We start from the raw sequence: 19,320 nt of genomic DNA, 5'->3' as shown, positions 1-19,320 counted from the left end.
CCCCAGATTTGGAATACCTCGCCCTGGTTTCTTCTTTTCCACGTGGTAGCTTTATTATAACGGAAACGGGAAAAATCTGCTGTTCCAAAAATGATCTTTTTCATTAAAATAATTTTAGCACTACTTGACGCAAGAATAAATTCATGATATAGTGTGAATCAGTTCACACATGGTGTTTCACATTAAGAAGGAGTGACCAATGCCCAAAAATACTTTTTTTCGATTAGATGAAGCAAGGCAAGAAGAAATATCTAATAACGCAATGCATCTTTTTGTTGATAATCTTTACGAGGATATAACCATGAAGATGGTTTTGGATTGTTTGTCCATGCACCCCGGAACTTTTTACCGGTATTTTGAAGATAAAGATGACCTTTATTGTCTCTTAATACGTAATGTAACCCGGAAAAGAGCCGCGTATTTTAATAACAGTAATGAAGATTCCCTTTTCCAGTTTTTTCTTACTGGCACCTTTGGTAACGTGAATGGCATAGTGACCGAACCACTGATTGAGTTGGAAATCAAACTCACCGAAACATTTTTAACCATTCCCGAGAGCACTTTGCTTAAAATATATTCAAACGTACTAAAAGGCGAGTCTTTCCCCTTAATCAAAGGCATTTTACGACGAATGAGGGTTGATGGATATCTCCGGCCTGATATTGACGACGATTTGATTTCCTTTATGTTTGAGTCAATGCAGTTTAATTTAATTATGTTTTTTAGAGAATTTGATATTAAGGACTCTAATCTGCAACATAAAATTAGCAAGTACTTTACCAACTTTATGGGCCATGGGCTGGTTGAAGATCCTAAATATTCTGAAATTATGAGCAATCTTAATAAAACAAAGAAGTAACTATACTTCATTAAGACTGGATGAAATAGTTTTTAAAATTAAGGAGGTACAAGAAAATGAAAACTTACGACATATTTCCAGAACCAATTGGCAGCTATATTGTCGGCCGTACCCAGATGGATTTTGATTACACGGCATCCGATCACTCAAAAAGAAAACTGACGGCGTTTGTTTACTATCCATCTGACAGCAGTGAAGGTAAGGCCGCTTCCACGTACATGTTTCCTGAAGTCTACGAGATGTTTCATGAGCGGCCGCTTGTCACTGTCTTAAAGGATGTTTTTTCTATTGATATCAAGACACGGTGTTACGACGACCTGGCTCTCTCCGGGAAGGAAAAACGCTATCCGGTGTTATTCTATGTTTGCGGCGGGGGCGGTTCTCCTGAATGGGGTACAGTGCTCTGTACAGACCTGGCAAGCAAGGGATATGTTGTGGTAAGCATCGGCCATCAAAACAGCACGATGTATAAACGTAAAGATGGGAGCCTGTTCAATATATCAATGGATTTTTCGGATGTCATTATGTCATTTTCTGAAGATCCCCGGATGCAGGCACTTTCTGGTAAGATGGTAATGCGGCCTGACGATGAAACTGCCATTGATATGTGCCATAACGTGCTTACACTGCCAATACTCGCCAAGTTAACTGAGTTTAGTGAATTACAGGCAGAGGATGTGAGGTATGTAGCCGATTATCTTTACAAACTGGACTCTGGAGAACTGATTTCTATTTTCAAAGGCAGATTACAGCTTGACATAGGCATGGGCATAGTCGGACATTCTTATGGTGGACCAACAACGGCAATTGTCTGCAGGGACGACGACCGGTTTGTCTGCGGTGTTGGCTTGGACAGCGGTGCATTCGGTCTTCTTGACAGTGACCTTAAGAAACCCTTTTTATTTCTGTTTAGTGAACCTAACTATAACATGAATGCAGTAATTGGCTCTAACAACAGTAAGGGAACTTATTATTTCTCCGTTGATCGTGTTGCGCATTTAGATTACTGCGACATCGTGTTTACCTGTGTTAATGAGGAAGTAAGAGGTGAACGGGATGCTATGGAGATGCGAAATATTGTTACAGACTATACGAAGAACTTTTTTGATCATTATATACTGCACAAGGCAGCAAATGTGGAAAGCCTGGCATATGATGGTGTAGACCTGATCAGAAAGACCAGCAGCAAGTAACATAACCGAAAGGTTCTCATAAACGCAAAGCCGATAACTCTATGTTGTGGTTATCGGCTTTCTCATATCTCAGTCATTGTTATTATTTTTGTTGTTCCAGCACAGCAGACAGTTTTTCCACCATCTCATCCACGTGTTCTTTTTCAATCACCAGAGGTGGAACAAACCGAATTACATTGGTTCCAGCACTGATTATAACCAGCTTCTGTTCCGTCAATGCCTGGCTGACAATGGGGGCAACTGGCAGGGTAAATTCCAGTCCCTGAATCAATCCCAGCCCTCGGTGTTCTGTTATAAATTCATAATGATCCACCAGTTTCTTAAGCTCCTTTTCCAGATATCCCCCGATATCTTTCACATGCTCCACGATCCTCCGCTTTTCAAACAACTCCAACACCTTAGCCGCCGCCGCTGTCACAAAAGGATTTCCACCATAAGTGGTTCCATGGTCTCCAGGACCCATGGCTGTGGCTGCCTTTTGGGCTGCCAGAAATGCTCCGATGGGTACGCCGTTTCCCAATGCCTTTGCCACTGTCATCACATCCGGTTTTACCCCATATTGCTGCCATGCAAACATAAAACCAGTCCGTCCCATTCCACACTGGATCTCATCTAGGATCAGCAGCATGTCATGATCGTCGCAAAGGGTTCTCACTCCTCTTAAGAATTCCTCACTTGCCGGATAAATACCGCCTTCTCCCTGAAGAGTTTCCAGAATGACCGCACAGGTTTTGTCATTTACCAATGCTTTTACGCTCTCCAGATTATTAAATTCTGCGAATTTGATTCCTGGAATCAGCGGCTTAAAGGGTTCCTGGTAATGGTCATTTCCGGTAACGGAAAGAGCGCCCAGACTCCTGCCGTGAAAGGAATGATTCATAGCAATGATCTCATGATCATGACCGCCATCCTTATTGTAGGCGAATCTTCTTGCTACCTTTATGGCACCTTCCACCGCTTCCGTTCCGCTGTTGGTAAAGAACACCTTATCCATGCCGGATGCATTTAGAAGCCTCTCTCCCGCTTCCACAGCCGGAACATTATAGAACAAGTTTGAAATATGAAGCAGTTTATCCACCTGGGCTTTTAATGCTTCATTGATTTCCGGATCGTTATAGCCTAAGCCCATTACGGCAATTCCTGCGCCAAAGTCTAAATATTCCTGCCCATCCGTGTCATAAAGACGTACACCGTCCCCGTGGTCAAATACTACGGGAAAACGGTTGTAGGTTTTATAAATTTCTGCTTCTGCTTTCTCCATATATTCCTGTTTACTCAGCATGATAATAACGCTCCTCTCCACTTACGATTGCAGTCCCAATTCCTTTGTTGGTGAAAATCTCCAACAAAAGGCAATGAGGGATGCGCCCATCCATAATATGTACTCTGGACACTCCCTGTTTCATGGCATCAATGCAGTTTTTTAACTTTGGGAGCATTCCACCCCCTAAGGTTCCACTATTTACAAATCCTTCTGCTTCTTCTACGGACATCTCCGAAATGAGAGTGTTTTTATCTTTAAAATCCTGATAAACGCCCTCCACATCCGTCAAAAAAGCCAGTTTCTCTGCCTCCATCGCAGTCGCGATTGCGCAGGCTGCATCATCTGCATTTATGTTATACGTCTTAAATTCCTCATCAAATCCCACGGGACAGATAATGGGGAGAAAATCTTTTTCCAGAAGATCATAGATAATCTGAGGATCTACCTCTGTTATGTTTCCAACAAACCCCAAATCTTCCCCTTGGGAATATTGTTTGCGGCATTTTAACAGCATCCCGTCTTTCCCACTGATCCCTACTGCTTTTATACCCAATTCATTGACCAACTGAACCAAGCTTTTATTGACCCGGTTTAGTACCATCTCAGCAATCTCCATGGTTGCTTCGTCCGTGACCCTGAGACCATTAATAAACTGTGGCTCCATTCCTGCCTTTTCTACCCACTTGCTGATTTCTTTTCCACCACCATGGACAATAATAGGCTTAAATCCCACCAGTTTTAAAAGAACCACATCTTGTATTACATGTTTTTTTAGTTCTTCGTCTGCCATGGCACTTCCTCCGTATTTCACTACAATGATTTTTCGGTTAAATCTCTGAATGTAAGGAAGTGCTTCGATTAATACCTCGACTTTTTCCATTATGTTCTGATCTAATTTCATCTCATTCTCCTTCTTTTCTTCCACTAAGAACGGTAGTCTGCATTGATTTTTACATAATCAAATGTCAGATCACATCCCCAGGCAGTTGCGGAAGCGTTTCCCATCTTAATATCTGCAACAACAGTCACTTCTGGTTCAGACAAAATCTCTGTTGCCACTATTTCACTGTATGGAAGGGCTATGCCGTCTTTAATAATTTTTATTTCACCCACTTTGCTTTTAAAGGAAAGATCTACCTTTTCCGGATCAAACTGGGCGCCAGAATACCCCATGGCACATAGAATCCGTCCCCAATTGGCATCATGACCAAATATAGCGGCTTTGGTTAGGCTAGATGTGATGACAGATTTTGATAAGGTAACCGCCTGTTCCTTACTCTGTGCTCCCACTATTTTCACTTCAAACAGAGCAGTGCATCCCTCTCCATCTCCTGCAATCATCTTGGCAAGGGTTTCATTGACTTGATTTAATGCAGTTAGAAATAACTGGTAATCCTGATTTTTTTCAGTAATCTCAGGATTTTTGGCTAACCCATTGGCAAGAAGAAGAACCGTATCATTTGTAGATGTGTCTCCATCGACTGAAATCATATTGTAAGTGTCTTTGACATCTTCCTTTAATGCTTCCTGTAGGAGTTCCTTTGAAATGGCGGCATCGGTAGTGACAAACCCTAACATGGTGCACATATCTGGATGAATCATACCCGAACCTTTGCACATACCACCCATGGTGACTGTTTTTCCACCAATTTCAAACTGAATTGCCACCTCTTTTTTAACCGTATCTGTCGTCATAATTGCTTTTGCTGCATTGACCGCACTCTCTTTGGACCCATCAAGAGTCAAAGCCATTGCCTTCACGCCTTTTGCAATCCGGTCCATCGGAAGCTGCATCCCGATCACACCGGTGGAAGCTACCAATACCGACTCTTGGGGAACAGAGAGAAACTCTGCTGCTGCGTCTGCTGTCTGTTGGCAGTAGGATAGACCTTCTTTTCCAGTACATGCATTTGCAATTCCTGCATTGATTACAACCGCATGGGCAAGCGTAGAGGAAGATACAATATTCTGATCCCATACTACAGGTGCCGCCTTCACAAGATTGGTGGTAAAGGTTCCTGCCGCTTTGCAAGGTGACTCACTATAAATCATCGCCATGTCAAGTCTGTCTTTGTATTTGATTCCCGCTGCGGTAAATGACACTTGAAATCCGTTTGCTGCAGTCACTCCTCCATCGATGTATTTCATATATTTATTCCTCCTATATTATTACCAAATGAGCAAACCATCTTCATTTTGTCTATTTTTACTCAATGAAGTGCGTGATGTTCTTGGTATTTAATGTGAAATCATAATAATTCAAATCATTTCGAGCTAGAAATCCGAACTTCTGCCAGAAATGATTCCCTATAAAATTAGTTTTAAATGCAATTAAGTTCACTTTATTGATCCCCTCTTGCTTTAACCTTTCAATTGCTTCAAGAGCCATCTGATGCCCCACACCGTGTTTGCGATATTCCTTTGCTACACAGACATGATAAAGTGTTCCACGACGCCCATCTTGACCGCAGAGAATGGTTCCAATTACGCAATGATCCTTAACAGCTACCACGCTGGTTTGTGGATTCCTTTTCAAAAACCGTTCGATTCCCTCCCTGGAATCATCCACGGTACGAAGTCCAAATCCTCTAATTCCTGACCAAAGTTTATAGACCTGATCATAATCTTCTGCTGTCATCGTACGAATCCTCATACGCGTTCCCCCTTGTTTTTCAATTCCTTTTGATTATGGAAACATCGGAATTAGGTTTAGTCCTTTGTTTTCTGGCAATCCGAAAAGAAGATTCATATTCTGAACCGCCTGACCAGCAGCTCCTTTTACTAAATTATCCATAGCTCCCATCATGACTACCCGACCGGTTCTTTCATCAATTTTAAAGTTAATATCAACAAAATTGCTTCCTTCCACCCATTTGGTCTGCGGAGTCATATCCTGATTCAATACCCGGATAAAATATTCGTTCTCATAATATTGATCATAAATCTTTTTTATATCTTCATAGGAAACTTGTTTATTTAACTTGGCGTAAGCCGTTATTAATATTCCCCGATTCATGGGAACCAGATGCGGAGTAAAACTTATCGTTACCGGTTGACCCGCCCCATAGGAAAGCTGTTCTTCAATCTCCGGAGTGTGTCTGTGTACACCAACGCCATACGCTTTTATATTTTCATTAACTTCACAATACAGTTGATCGGTCTTTGCACCTCTGCCTGCTCCAGACGTACCGGACTTTGCATCGATGATAATGGTATTCGGATCAATCAGACCTTCCTTTACCAATGGGTAAATGGATAACGTGGAGCAGGTTGGATAACAGCCTGGATTGGCGATCAGTCTGGCATTTTTAATGGCTTCCCGATTCCGCTCTGGAAGCCCATAAACAGCCTCTTCTATATATTGTGGGGACTGATGCTCTATTTTGTACCATTGCTCATAAATCTTGTAATCTTTGATCCGGTAATCTGCACTCAAATCAATGACTTTTGTCTTCGATAAGATCTGGCCATTCAGTACGGATGCCAAAAAGCCCTGTGGGGTTGCGGTAAAGATAACATCCACCAGATCCGCTAATTCTTCTAATTTATCATCCATACAAGAAGCATCTACTACTTGAAACATGTTCTGATAGATAGACGCATACTTTTGATCCACATAACTTTTGGATCCATACCAGGTGATTCTAACATCATCTCTTTGTAATAAAAGTCTAACCAGCTCTCCCCCTGCGTATCCGGTCGATCCTATGATTCCTGCCTTAATCATTGTTATGGCTCCTTTCGTTCCTGTTTCTAGTTTTCATAATTATACAACCGCTCTGTATAATATGCAAGTTTTTTTTATATTTTCATTTTATACTTGATTTTTTATGATTTATGATGTATATTTATGAGAGTTCAACTGAAATACATTCTTAATTAAAAGGAGGAAATATAGATGAAAGAAAAAGTTATTTTGGCCTATTCCGGAGGATTAGATACCACTGCTATTATTCCATGGTTAAAGGAACATTTTGATTATGAGGTTGTCTGCTGCTGCATCGACTGTGGTCAGGGAGAGGAACTAGACGGTTTGGAGGAACGAGCAAAGTTATCGGGCGCTTCTAAATTATACATTGAAAACCTGGTTGACGATTTCTGTGACAACTACATTGTACCCTGCGTTCAGGCAAACGCGATTTATGAAAACAAATATCTGCTTGGCACTTCCATGGCACGTCCTGCCATTGCAAAAAGGCTAGTGGAAATCGCAAGGCTGGAAGGTGCAACCGCTATCTGTCATGGAGCTACTGGAAAAGGCAATGACCAGATCCGTTTTGAACTTGGCATCAAAGCACTGGCTCCTGATTTAAAGATCATCGCTCCATGGCGTATGACTGATGTATGGACCATGCAGTCAAGGGAAGATGAGATCGAGTACTGCAAACAGCATGGAATCGATCTTCCCTTCTCTGCAGACAGCAGCTATAGCCGTGACCGGAATCTATGGCACATCAGCCATGAAGGACTAGAGCTTGAAGATCCATCCAGCGAACCCGATTACGATCATTTATTAATGCTTGGCGTATCTCCTGAAAAAGCTCCTGAAGAAGGGGAGTACGTAACCATGACCTTTGAAAAAGGGATTCCAGTGCGTGTAAATGGTGAGACAATGAAGGTTTCCGATCTTATTACGAAATTAAATGAGCTAGGCGGAAAACATGGAATTGGCATTGTAGATATCGTAGAAAACCGTGTTGTTGGTATGAAGTCCAGAGGTGTTTATGAAACTCCAGGCGGAACCATCTTAATGGAGGCTCATCAGCAGTTGGAGGAACTGGTTTTAGACCGTGCAACCATGGAAGTCAAAAAAGATATGGGGAATACATTTGCACAGATTGTATACGAAGGAAAATGGTTTACCCCGCTTCGGGAAGCGGTTCAGGCATTCGTTACATCCACACAGGAATATGTGACTGGTGAAGTGAAATTCAAGCTTTACAAAGGCAATATCATCAAAGCTGGAACAACCTCCCCTTACTCCTTATACAGCGAATCTCTCGCTTCCTTTACCACTGGTGATCTCTATGATCATCACGATGCAGAAGGCTTCATCACTCTTTTCGGTCTTCCGTTAAAGGTTCGTGCTATGAAGATGCAGGAACTTGAAAAATAATTTACTTTTATCTTACAGGCACTTCCATCTGGCTTCTTTCAGCCAGTAGCAGTGCCTTTTTTCTCCTGTATTTGAATCATTCTTCCCAACAACCAGATTCAAAAAGAAAAAAAGTTTTATCGGTGATAATTGACAGTCTGATACTCTTGATTTATAATTGCTCTAATTACATATAAGGGATTTCTGGCAAAATTCAAAAAATAATAAAACCATATCAGGAGAAAAACAAATGTCAAAGGAAAAACAAATGCCTCTTTCAGGCAGGAAAAAGCGGATGGGTAAAAACTCGATTAAACGCAAGCTTCAAATCAGTATCGCAGCACTTTCAATCATCATTACCATACTTTTTGGTACCGTTAATTCCATTATCGTCTATAAAGATGCTAAAAACAACATGCAGCTTAGAATCCAGGAAAACACCAATGCATACAGCCATTCGGTAGAGAATGCCATTCTCATCTATAAGACTAAAATCCAATCAATCTCAAAGGATAACCGAATCGGAAGCTTCTCTGGTACCTCGGGACAGAAGGAAAATTTAGCTCAGCTTGCAAAAGAGTACGAATTTGATTCTATTGTAGTTAGTAACACAAAAGGAATTACCTCCGATGGTACCGATATCAGTGATAGGGAATATTTTCAGAAATCCACAAACGGAGAAACCTATATCTCCTCTCCGCTCATAAGTAAAACAACCGGAAAAATGATTATGATTCTTTCAGCACCCGTTCATGGTGACGGAAGCAAAGGCATCGTATTTGCTAGGCTCTCCTGTGATTCCTTCAGCAAAATGATTCATGATATTTCCCTTGGAAAATCAGGCTATGGATTCATTGTGGATAAATCAGGAACCATTGTTGCACATAAGGATCAGGAAAATGTTAACCAGCAGTTAAATTACATAGAAGCGGCAAAAACAAATGCTGCATTTTCAGAGGCTGCAAAAATAGTGCAGAACATGACAGCTAGTAAAACCGATATCGAAACCATTCATCATAATGGAACTCAGCTTACCATCGGCTATGCTCCAATTCCCAATACAGACGGCTGGTCCATCGGTGTGGCTGCAAAAACCTCTGAGCTTATGGAAGGTTTCTATGTCTCTATCATCACCACGATTATTTTTATCGTTGTATTTTTAATCATTGCTTTGATATCTGCTATAAAAATTGCCTCTCCTATTGTCAATCCCATTATCAAAATGGTGGACAGACTTAAGCTTCTTTCACAGGGAGATCTTCATTCCGAGGTTCCCGAGTATATAAGCGACGATGAGATCGGAACTCTTTCCGCTTCCTTAAAATATACCGTTTATGCGCTCCAATCCATCATCAATGATGCCACTACTGTTTTAGACAACGTGGAGAAAGGGGACTGTTCTTTAACCATTGAAGCTGAATACAAAGAAGATTTTATTCTTCTTAAGACATCGATCAATGGAATCATTTCTAATTTAAATACCATTTTCGGAAACTTCAGAAGCTCCATCAACCAGATCTCAAGCGGAGCCGATCAGATCTCCTCTGGAGCGCAGCTTTTAGCTTCTGGTACAACGGAGCAGGCAGCTACCGTGGAAGAGTTAAACGCCTCTATATCCAATGTTTCCCATCATTCAGAAGAAAATGGAGTTACCGTTTTAACCGTCAGTGAATACGTGAAACAGACTGGAATAGAGCTTACAAAAGGAAATTCCCACATACAAGATTTAAACCAGGCTATGACTGAAATCGGAGAAGCCTCAAAGGAAATCACAAACATCACCAAGGTGATTGAGGATATCGCATTTCAAACCAATATTCTGGCTCTCAATGCCGCGATTGAAGCAGCAAGAGCCGGAGAGGCTGGGAAAGGCTTTGCAGTCGTTGCTGATGAGGTCCGTAATCTCTCCGTTAAGGTATCAGAAGCAGCCGGAGAAACCGCTTCCTTGCTAGAGCACTCCTCTTCTCTTGTCGAAAATGGAGAAACCTTATCCAGAGAAACCGTAGAAATATTAAAGGGGCTGGCAGAAAATGCGGAATTCCTTGGCCAGTCTATGGAAAAGATTCGCAATGCTTCTACAGAGCAGGTGGATGCCATCCAGCAGATCAACACAGGCTTAACCCAGGTATCATCTGTGGTTCAGACCAATGCCGCTTCTGCAGAGGAAAGCTCTGCAGCCAGTGAAGAGCTTGCAGCCCAGGCGCAGGCTATGAAGGATGAAATCAGCTGGATTAAACTAATAGGTGATAGTGCCTCTGAAAAAAAGCAGATCAGTGAACCGGTACTTGAGCTGGTACATAAAACTGTAGAAGAAACAAACTCCCCAGACACCCAAGAAATAACAGAAAAATACTAAGTAAAAACAGGAGTCTTTCCAATAAAGGAAGGAGCGTCATATAATGATACGCTCCTTCCCCTGTACCTAGTATCTATTTTCTTTCAGTATACAGTCTTTATTTTCTTTTTTCCAGAACACGCTTGATCCGAGGCATCATTTTCTTTGTGTAATGATACCCACTTTCCATGCATTCTTCCATGTATTCAAATGTCAAAAGCCCTGCTCCCTTGGGAAGGGGTGGTTTCAGGAGAAGGACCTCACCACTGGAACGACAATCTTTTAGTTCTCTGCTCATGATAGAAAAAGAATGAAATCCGATTTCCGTAATGGAATGATCTTTCGGCATCTCATACGTTTCTCCAATGTCCACTGCCAAAACATTTGGTTCCCCTGCTGCAATTAACAAATCCACCGGCAGATTATTGGTCACCCCCCCATCTACTAACATAAATCCATTTATCTGCCTGGGACAAAATACAGCTGGTACCGAGGAACTTGCCATCATAATATCACAGAGAGAACCACTCCTTATCCATTTTACATTCTCTTGTCTCAGCGCAGTAACTGGTATCAGTTCTTGAAACAAATTGGTAAAAACAATGGTATCTCCACTGTTGATGTCCACAGCTGGAATCAATAGTCCTTTTTTGCAATCTACAATCGTTTTCCCGTTTGTAAGACTACACAGATAACGATTTAGTCGATTGCCTTTTATCAATCCCTTCAAGTTTGTTTCTTTGCGAAACAACATCTGTGGAAGAAATAAAAGGACTCCTAAAATATCTGGATCTATATAACTTCTTCCGTATTTTGAAAGCCAGCGTACTATTTCTCTTAACTGCCCGCAGTTTAGTCCCGATGCATATAGCCCTGCGACAATACTTCCTGCACTTGCCCCCGCAATCCGATCCGGTAAGAATCCAGCTTCCTCCAAAGCAGTCAGTACGCCCACATGTACCGCCCCTCTAGTGCCTCCTCCTGCCAGCGCCAGTCCATACTCTGCCATGCTATCATTCTCCTTGCCTTACTGAAAGGTTTTAGAAAATGTATGCTTAAATATATTTTTTTAGACCGATTCGCCAGCGTCTATATAAGGACATAAATCTATAGAAAAAACGCCTTCCCAAAGCCCAATCTTTTATGGCTTCAAGCAGTCGTTTCTTCTCTAATTATTTAATTTGAACCTGCATAATAGGCATCAATCCCATCTGCGATTCCTTTTGCTATTTTTAAACGGTATTCTTCTGTTGCCATCTTCTTATCTTCCTCAGCATTGCTCATAAATCCCATCTCCACAATGGTCACCGGTATCTGACACCAATTAATTCCACTCATGGAATCGGTTTTTTGTACCCCTCGGTCCTTAAAACCAGTGCGTTCACAGATCCCTGTCACAACTGCTTGAGAGAGTGCATTGCTTTTATTATATAAGTTCCCATTGTAGGGATTCTTGGCGGTCTGACACATACTTAAAGCACCATGAACACTGCTGTCATTAAGAGAGTTCGCATGAATCCGGATAAAACTATCCGCTCCAATCTGATTTGCCATCTTTGCCCGTTCTGCATTGCTCAGATTTACATCATCGGTTTCCCGGATCATATAGACCTGATATCCTCTGTCTAAAAGCTCCTGTTTTAATTTTAGGGAAACAGCCAGATTCAACTTGTATTCAGGGATCCCCGTGGCGGTTCCCTGCGTGCCGGAGGACACCTTGGCTTTCCTCTTTGAGGAACCTGGCCCAATGGGTTCCTTTTCCGAGTTGCCTTTTGCTTGATGTCCTGGATCAATGGCTATCATCTTACCAGGTTTGCTGTCAGATTTCGGCTTGTCCTTGGTTAAAAACTGAGAGGAGATATAACAAACCTGGTCTTGATAAACCACACGGCTCCACGCTTTGCTGTCTCCTGTTTTTTCCATTGTTACACCTTGATTTACACTTGTTACGATTTCTCCAGTGAGGGATGGGGCTTTTCTTACATTTACATGAGAACCAGTAACGTAGACTGTCTCAGCCGCCGGTTGAAACACCGGTGCGTTCGTTGTGGTTACCGCTGCCTGTTTGGAACTGATTTTAACAACCGTCGTGTTTGTCTTATGGGAACAGCTGCTAAGAATTGTCATGCTGATAAGAAGGACCATAAAGACCAGCCAGATAAACGATTTCCTCATCTTACTCACAATATGGTCCCTCCCCCTAATACATAATCACCCTGATAAAATACAACGGCCTGTCCTGGAGTAATGGCTCTTTGCGGTTCGTCAAACTGACATACCACCCCTCCCTCTTCTTCCCATATGGTACAAGAGGACCCTTTGTGGCTGTAACGAATCTTGGCTGTAACCTTCATCTTCTCTCCATGAAGTCCATCAACTGCCATCCAATTAATATGATTGGCTCGCAGAGCATCCGAATAAACATCTTCCCCTTTTCCAATAACAACTACATTGGTCTCCGGACGAATCTCCACTACGAAAACAGGATATCCCATAGATAGGTTCAAACCTTTTCTCTGTCCAACGGTATAATGAGTAATTCCCTTATGACGACCAATGACCTGACCGTCTAAATCCACAAAATTACCTTCTGGGGAACACTCGCCTGCACTTTCTTCAATAAATCCAGCATAATCGTTATCTGGAATAAAGCAGATCTCCTGACTATCTGGCTTGTGAGCCACTTTTAAATCAATCTGATCTGCAATTTCTCTAATTTGATCCTTGGTATAAGCACCCACAGGCATTAAAGTAAGGGATAATTGGCGCTGCGTCAGATTGTACAGAGCATACGTCTGATCTTTCGCCGCTGTTACTGATTTTTTTAACGCATATCTTCCATTCGGAAGCTTGTCTATCTGCGCATAATGTCCCGTTGCTATATAATCTGCTCCAATATCCAGACTTCGTTTTAAAAGAGATTCCCATTTGACATAGCGGTTACATGCGATGCAAGGATTCGGTGTGCGCCCTTTCTGATATTCATCCACAAAATAATCGATTACCTGTGTCTTAAATTCTTCTTTAAAATTCATCACATAGTAAGGAACGTCTAAATCCCAGGCCACTCTTCTGGCATCATCTACTGCACTCAGTCCGCAGCAGCCTCCGTTCTCTTCCTGGGTCACATTATCCTCATCCTGCCATATCTGCATGGTAACGCCAATCACATCATATCCTTGTTCTTTTAACAACCAGGCGGCTACCGACGAATCGACGCCCCCCGACATACCTACTACTACTTTCTTTTTACACATAGCCTCACATTCTACTTTCCAGCCCACGCTCTTTGGGCAAATCGATACACCCGCCGGGTGTTTTAAATCTTTGTGCCGGGGAAGCAAACGTCCGGCAACTTAATATTCTTCTTCCACTTCTTCTTCGCCGATGTCAGACTTTGGTTTCTTTAATCCTTGAATCTCGATGTCATTCTTGGTTGCATAATCCCATAACGCCGCATGGATTGCTTCTTCTGCCAGTAAGGAACAGTGCACCTTAACTGCTGGAAGTCCATCCAGTGCTTCACAAACGGCTTTGTTTGTTACTTCAAGTGCTTCCTGAACTGACTTTCCTTTCACCAACTCAGTCGCCATACTACTGGTTGCAACAGCCGCTCCACAGCCAAATGTCTTAAATTTAACATCACGAATGATTTGATCTTCATCAATATCAAGATAAATTCTCATAATATCGCCGCATTTTGCATTGCCAACGGTACCCATACCGCTTGCATTTTCTATCTCTCCAACATTTCTAGGATGCTCGAAATGATCCATTACTTTCTCTGTATACATATTCTATATTCTCCATTCCCGGTGATTTATCTACCTAAAACTATTTCCCCTGGTGTTTGATAAAGTCCTCATATAGTGGGGACATACTGCGTAGTTTATCCACGATTTCCTTGATGGCCTCTACCACATAATCCATCTCTTCCATAGTATTCTCTTCATCAAGTGATAGTCGAAGAGATCCATGCGCGATCTCATGAGGCAGACCAATGGAAAGAAGGACATGAGATGGATCTAAGGATCCTGAAGTACATGCAGAACCACTAGAACCACAGATTCCCTTCATATCAAGCATAATAAGAAGAGATTCTCCCTCGATAAACTGGAAGGCAAAATTCACATTATTAGATAGTCTATTTTTTCTGCTACCATTGATTCTGGTATAGGGAACTTCTTTCATGACCCGTTCCATTAAGTAATTCCTAAGCTTAGTCTCTTTCTCTTCTCTTTTCTCCATTCCAGTCACAGCAAGTTCTACTGCTTTTCCAAATCCTACAATGCCTGGAACGTTCTCTGTTCCTGCACGGCGTTTTCTTTCCTGTCCGCCTCCATGAACAAAAGAACGGGACTTAACTCCAGTTCGTATATAAAGACATCCAATGCCTTTTGGACCATTGATCTTATGACCGCTGGCACTAAGCATGTCTATGTGACAATCATCTACATCAATCGGAATATGGCCGAAGGCCTGAACCGCATCGGTATGAAATAAAATACCGTGTTCTTTTGCGATCTCACCAATCTCTTTGATCGGTTCAATGGTTCCGATTTCGTTATTCCCAAACATAATAGAAATAAGAATTGTGTCTGGTCGAATTGCTTTTTTAAGTTCTTCCAGCTTGACCACACCATTCTCATCTACATTCAAATAGGTTACTTCAAATCCACGTTTCTCTAAATATTCACAGGTATGGAGAACCGCGTGGTGTTCGATTTTACTGGTAATAATGTGTTTCCCTTTTCCTGCATATGCCTCTGCTGTAGCAACGAGTGCCCAGTTATCGGACTCAGAACCTCCACCTGTAAAATAAATCTCATTGGTCTTTGCTCCAATAGCACTTGCAATGGTCTCTCTGGCTCCCTGAATCGCCTTCTTTGAGATACCGGAAAACTCGTATACGGATGATGGATTTCCATAATACTCTGTAAAATACGGCAGCATCGTTTCTACGACCTCTGGTCTGGTTTTGGTCGTTGCTGCGTTGTCAAGATAAATCAGTTGTTTCATATCGTTAGTTCCGCCTTTCTGTAGTTCTAAAGTTAAAAGCTTCATCTACCTTTTCTATTATACACACATTTCCTAGAATTTCAATAGGAATGATTCTCGTTATGAATCTGTCATGAAGATTCTATTCCTTCCATATATTTATAATAATTCTCTTTTTCAGGAGATTTCATGAATGATTCTCTAAAGATCCCCAAAAAACTTTCTCCAAGAAAATATGCCCTTTTAACCGGCACGCTTCTTTTGACTTCTGCTGGATTGATTTCCCGGGTTCTTGGTTTTTTTTACCGAATCTTTCTCTCTCGAACCATTGGTGCTGAAGGTCTTGGCATCTTTAATCTGATTCACCCGGTATTTGGAATCTGCTTTGCCTTATGCGCCGGTTCCATCCAGACTGCAATTTCCCAGGCCGTTGCCGCCAATGTAAGAAAAGGCCGTTCCATCTTTCGGGCCGGTTTGATCATCTCTACCATCATTTCCATTCTACTTGCTTATGGCATCATTCAATGGAACGATTTTATTGCGATTCATATATTAATGGAACCCCGCTGTGCCCCTCTATTGATTTTTGTTGCCGTGTCCGTTCCCTGTTCTGCCATACATGCCTGCATCAATGGTTACTATTATGGTATGCAAAAACCTCAGGTTCCGGCATATGCTCAAGTTATGGAACAGACGATTCGAATTGGAGCGGTATTTCTTATTGCCGATATTATGATCCAATCCGGAATCACAATTACGGTTCAACTGGCTGTTATTGGACATCTGGTTGGAGAAGTCGCTTCTTCCTTGTATACTTTTTTCGCTTATCGTTTCTTCCCGCCCAAAATGCCAGAGGGATTTAAAACGGTTAAATCTTCTTTTTTTGAAACAGCCCCTGGTTTATTCACACTAGCTTTGCCCCTTATGGGGAACCGACTGGTATTGAATATTCTTTATAGCGCAGAAGCAATCTTAATTCCCAGCAGACTGCAGATGTCCGGTCTTTCTGATTCTGCTGCTTTTTCTGTGTATGGTGTCTTAACCGGTATGGCAATCCCTTTTATCCTGTTTCCATCTACTGTATTTAATTCACTGGCAGTTCTTTTACTCCCCACAGTGGCCAAAGCCCAGTCAGAAGGCGACGAAAAAAGGATTGGCACCGTTATTTCTATGTCACTTCGTTATTGCCTTTATGTGGGCATCTTATGCATTGGTATCTTTACTATGTTTGGAGATGATTTGGGAATCAGTGTCTTTAAAGATTCTTCCGCCGGAACTTATATGTCTATACTTGCCTGGTTATGCCCCTTTCTTTATCTTGTTACTACCATGGGAAGTATATTAAATGGTCTTGGCCGTACTTCTACCACGTTTATACAAAACATAATTGCCATGACCATTCGTCTTTGCTTTGTACTCTTTGGCATTCCAAAGTTTGGAATCGTGGCTTATCTAATCGGTACTCTGGCAAGTGAACTTTTACTGGCTCTTATGCATGTTTTATCGTTAAAAAAGAAAGTGGATTTTGTGTGGAATGCCTGGGATATGATCGTCAAACCAGCCGGCCTAATGATACTAGCAATCGGGATCTATTATGCCGTATTCTCTGTCTTAGATCCGTTTCATTTTCTTCCACTATTTATAAAAACAGCCTTTCACATTGGATTTCTAAGTCTGTTTTACCTCACACTTTTGATCGGAGTCCATTGGATGAAACAACAAAAAATGCCTTGACAAAGCTAAAAACGCTCTATCAAGGCACTCCATTTTATCCTTTTACTCCAGATGAAGTAACTCCTTCAACAAAGTAATTCTGAGCAATAAAGAATAGTATTAATGCAGGTACCAGTGCAAGGAAAGACATTGCAAGGATCTGATTCCATTCTACGATTCCGCTGCTCTGATCAATTGACATCTTTAAAGCAAGCGCAACTGGATATTTTTTTAAACTGGTCACATAAATTAATGGTCCCAAGAAATCGTTAAAACTCCAGATAAACTGAAAGATGGTACAGCTAATCAGTGCTGGTTTCAGTGTGGGAAGCAAGACTTTTACAAGAATCTGAAACGAATTACACCCATCAATGGTCGCTGCCTCATCTAAATAGGTAGGAAGCGATCGTAAAAACTGAATCAACATAAAAACAAAAAATGGTTCATTGGCAAATACAGTGGGCGCAATTAAGGGGATATAGGTGTCTAAAACGCCCAACTGTTTCCATAAAAGATAAAGAGGAATCCGGGTAACAACAGCCGGAAGAAACATGGTTGCCATTAAGATCGAAAACAAGATTCGTTTGAGGGGGAAATTAAATCTTGCAAATCCATATGCCACCAAGGTACTCGATACCAAACAGAAAATTATCTTTGGTATTACAAAACTAAATGTATTAATAAAGAATGTGGTAAATGTATACCTTGTTCTTGTCTTCCAGCCTTCAATATAAGGAGTAAAATCAATTCTTTTTGGAATAAAGCTGACTGAAGTAAAAATTTCATTATTTGTCTTAAAAGTAGCGCCCACCAACCATATAATTGGATAGATCATTACAAATGCCATTCCTGTCAATATGATGTAACGAAGAATCATATTGAGAATGCGCATATTCCGTCTCCGTTTTTCAACCTCGCTTAATTTATACTTTTTTTCCATTGCTATTTCCTCCGTCAGAATAAAATACCCACTTATCCTGTGTTGCAAAAAGAATCAAAGTCACAACCACAATGATTAAAAATAAAATCCAGCTGGCCGCACTTGCATATCCCATATTAAAGAACTTAAATGCATTATCGTAAATAAACATGGACGTCAGATAGGTGGAATTTAATGGTCCTTTTCCAGTTACAAGGTATGGTCCGTTGAATTCCTGAAATGCATTTACCAGCTGCATAACAAGGTTAAAGAAAATCGTAGGCGTAATAAGTGGTATCGTAATCCGAAAGAATGAATAGAATTTTGTAGATCCATCCACACTTGCAGCCTCATACAAATCTTGAGGAACATCCTTTAAAGCAGCTAAGAAAATCAACATGGAAGAACCAAACTGCCAGACCTTCAAGAAAACGATAACGGCCATTGCACCAGATGGTGAAGAAAGCCATGAAATAGACGGTACACCAAACAATGCCATAAAGCGATTAATGAAACCATTTTGCTGGAACAAAAACCGCCATAATATGGCGACTGCCACATTACCACCAAGTAAGGAAGGAATATAATAAGCCGTGCGGTAAAAATTAATCCCTATTAATTTAAAGTTTAAAATATAAGCAATAAAAAGTGCAAACACCAGTTGCAGAGGGACTGTAAATATGGTGTATTTCAATGTTGCTTTAAGCGTACCGATAAATTCATCGTCCGTAAGTAGTTTTGTGTAATTAGCCAGTCCGATAAAATTAGGATCTCTAACCAAATTGTAGTCTGTAAAACTGATAACCAACGCATTGATGAACGGATATAGAGTAAGAAAAACCATACCGATCAGCCATGGAAGGATATATACCAGTCCAATTTTGCTGTTTTTCAAGGAAACTCCTCCTTTTTTAGATTCCCAGCAGGAGGTTTTAAATCCTGCT

The 19,320-nt window shown here is 41.3% G+C and carries 17 protein-coding genes; 5 read left to right on the top strand and 12 right to left on the bottom strand.

Translation table 11 applies throughout. The features are described 5' to 3' along the window. Positions 1–199 precede the first annotated feature (199 nt). Positions 200–859, top strand: coding sequence for a TetR/AcrR family transcriptional regulator (locus tag EFT72_RS00185; RefSeq protein WP_124064807.1), 660 nt, complete (start codon positions 200–202; stop codon positions 857–859). A gap of 56 nt (positions 860–915) precedes the next feature. Then, on the top strand, positions 916–2,052 hold the full coding sequence (locus tag EFT72_RS00180) for a choline esterase (protein ID WP_124064806.1): 1,137 nt from the start codon (positions 916–918) through the stop codon (positions 2,050–2,052). Positions 2,053–2,134: 82 nt separating this feature from the next. Here EFT72_RS00180 and EFT72_RS00175 read toward each other — a convergent pair whose 3' ends face one another. Genes EFT72_RS00175 through argC form a run of 5 tightly spaced genes read right to left on the bottom strand, consistent with a single transcriptional unit; the run spans position 2,135 to position 7,043 of the window. Next, positions 2,135–3,334 carry an aspartate aminotransferase family protein gene (locus EFT72_RS00175; protein ID WP_347561813.1) on the bottom strand — a complete coding sequence of 400 codons (1,200 nt, stop codon included), beginning with the start codon at positions 3,332–3,334 and terminating at the stop codon, positions 2,135–2,137. Then, positions 3,324–4,217, bottom strand: coding sequence for an acetylglutamate kinase (gene argB, locus EFT72_RS00170; protein WP_124064805.1), 894 nt, complete (start codon positions 4,215–4,217; stop codon positions 3,324–3,326). The genes EFT72_RS00175 and argB overlap by 11 nt, the downstream gene beginning before the upstream one ends. 23 nt (positions 4,218–4,240) lie before the next feature. Beyond that, complete coding sequence (argJ, locus tag EFT72_RS00165) at positions 4,241–5,464, bottom strand: bifunctional glutamate N-acetyltransferase/amino-acid acetyltransferase ArgJ (protein WP_124064804.1); 1,224 nt, start codon at positions 5,462–5,464, stop codon at positions 4,241–4,243. 58 nt (positions 5,465–5,522) lie between these two features. Further along, entirely contained in the window at positions 5,523–5,993 is a 471-nt protein-coding gene (locus tag EFT72_RS00160; RefSeq protein WP_279221921.1) for a GNAT family N-acetyltransferase, read from the bottom strand. A gap of 9 nt (positions 5,994–6,002) precedes the next feature. Then, positions 6,003–7,043 carry an N-acetyl-gamma-glutamyl-phosphate reductase gene (gene argC, locus EFT72_RS00155; RefSeq protein ID WP_124064802.1) on the bottom strand — a complete coding sequence of 347 codons (1,041 nt, stop codon included), beginning with the start codon at positions 7,041–7,043 and terminating at the stop codon, positions 6,003–6,005. A 171-nt stretch (positions 7,044–7,214) separates the two neighbouring features. Between argC and EFT72_RS00150 the strand changes: the two genes are divergently transcribed. Then, positions 7,215–8,432, top strand: coding sequence for an argininosuccinate synthase (locus EFT72_RS00150; RefSeq protein ID WP_124064801.1), 1,218 nt, complete (start codon positions 7,215–7,217; stop codon positions 8,430–8,432). Positions 8,433–8,661: 229 nt separating this feature from the next. Then, entirely contained in the window at positions 8,662–10,767 is a 2,106-nt protein-coding gene (locus EFT72_RS00145; RefSeq protein ID WP_124064800.1) for a methyl-accepting chemotaxis protein, read from the top strand. 97 nt (positions 10,768–10,864) lie between these two features. Here EFT72_RS00145 and EFT72_RS00140 read toward each other — a convergent pair whose 3' ends face one another. The 5 genes from EFT72_RS00140 to nifS all read right to left on the bottom strand — a co-directional run bounded on the left by EFT72_RS00140 (position 10,865) and on the right by nifS (position 15,765). Then, entirely contained in the window at positions 10,865–11,755 is an 891-nt protein-coding gene (locus EFT72_RS00140) for a patatin-like phospholipase family protein (RefSeq protein WP_124064799.1), read from the bottom strand. A 167-nt stretch (positions 11,756–11,922) separates the two neighbouring features. After that, the gene (locus tag EFT72_RS00135; protein WP_124065002.1) at positions 11,923–12,921 is read right to left on the bottom strand and encodes an N-acetylmuramoyl-L-alanine amidase; all 999 of its coding nucleotides are present in this window, start codon (positions 12,919–12,921) and stop codon (positions 11,923–11,925) included. A 5-nt stretch (positions 12,922–12,926) separates the two neighbouring features. Then, positions 12,927–14,003, bottom strand: coding sequence for a tRNA 2-thiouridine(34) synthase MnmA (gene mnmA / locus EFT72_RS00130; protein ID WP_124064798.1), 1,077 nt, complete (start codon positions 14,001–14,003; stop codon positions 12,927–12,929). Positions 14,004–14,102: 99 nt separating this feature from the next. Further along, the gene (gene nifU / locus EFT72_RS00125) at positions 14,103–14,540 is read right to left on the bottom strand and encodes a Fe-S cluster assembly scaffold protein NifU (RefSeq protein WP_124064797.1); all 438 of its coding nucleotides are present in this window, start codon (positions 14,538–14,540) and stop codon (positions 14,103–14,105) included. Positions 14,541–14,580: 40 nt separating this feature from the next. After that, the gene (gene nifS, locus EFT72_RS00120) at positions 14,581–15,765 is read right to left on the bottom strand and encodes a cysteine desulfurase NifS (RefSeq protein ID WP_124064796.1); all 1,185 of its coding nucleotides are present in this window, start codon (positions 15,763–15,765) and stop codon (positions 14,581–14,583) included. 168 nt (positions 15,766–15,933) lie between these two features. On the opposite strand from nifS, the gene EFT72_RS00115 reads away from it, so the two are divergent. After that, positions 15,934–17,478, top strand: a complete 1,545-nt coding sequence (locus EFT72_RS00115) for a polysaccharide biosynthesis protein (RefSeq protein ID WP_124064795.1) — start codon at positions 15,934–15,936, stop codon at positions 17,476–17,478. A 34-nt stretch (positions 17,479–17,512) separates the two neighbouring features. Here EFT72_RS00115 and EFT72_RS00110 read toward each other — a convergent pair whose 3' ends face one another. Both EFT72_RS00110 and EFT72_RS00105 read right to left on the bottom strand, forming a co-directional pair. Beyond that, positions 17,513–18,397: a carbohydrate ABC transporter permease gene (locus EFT72_RS00110; RefSeq protein ID WP_124064794.1), complete on the bottom strand. Its 885-nt coding sequence runs from the start codon at positions 18,395–18,397 to the stop codon at positions 17,513–17,515. Further along, positions 18,381–19,271, bottom strand: coding sequence for a sugar ABC transporter permease (locus EFT72_RS00105; RefSeq protein ID WP_124064793.1), 891 nt, complete (start codon positions 19,269–19,271; stop codon positions 18,381–18,383). The genes EFT72_RS00110 and EFT72_RS00105 overlap by 17 nt, the downstream gene beginning before the upstream one ends. Between the last annotated feature and the right edge of the window lie 49 nt (positions 19,272–19,320).

Source organism: Clostridium sp. E02 (assembly GCF_003833015.1).
In the GTDB taxonomy this organism is placed as follows: Bacteria; Bacillota; Clostridia; order Lachnospirales; family Lachnospiraceae; genus Lacrimispora.
Note: the sequence above shows the minus strand (reverse complement) of the source record. Positions and strands in the feature narration are given on the sequence as shown.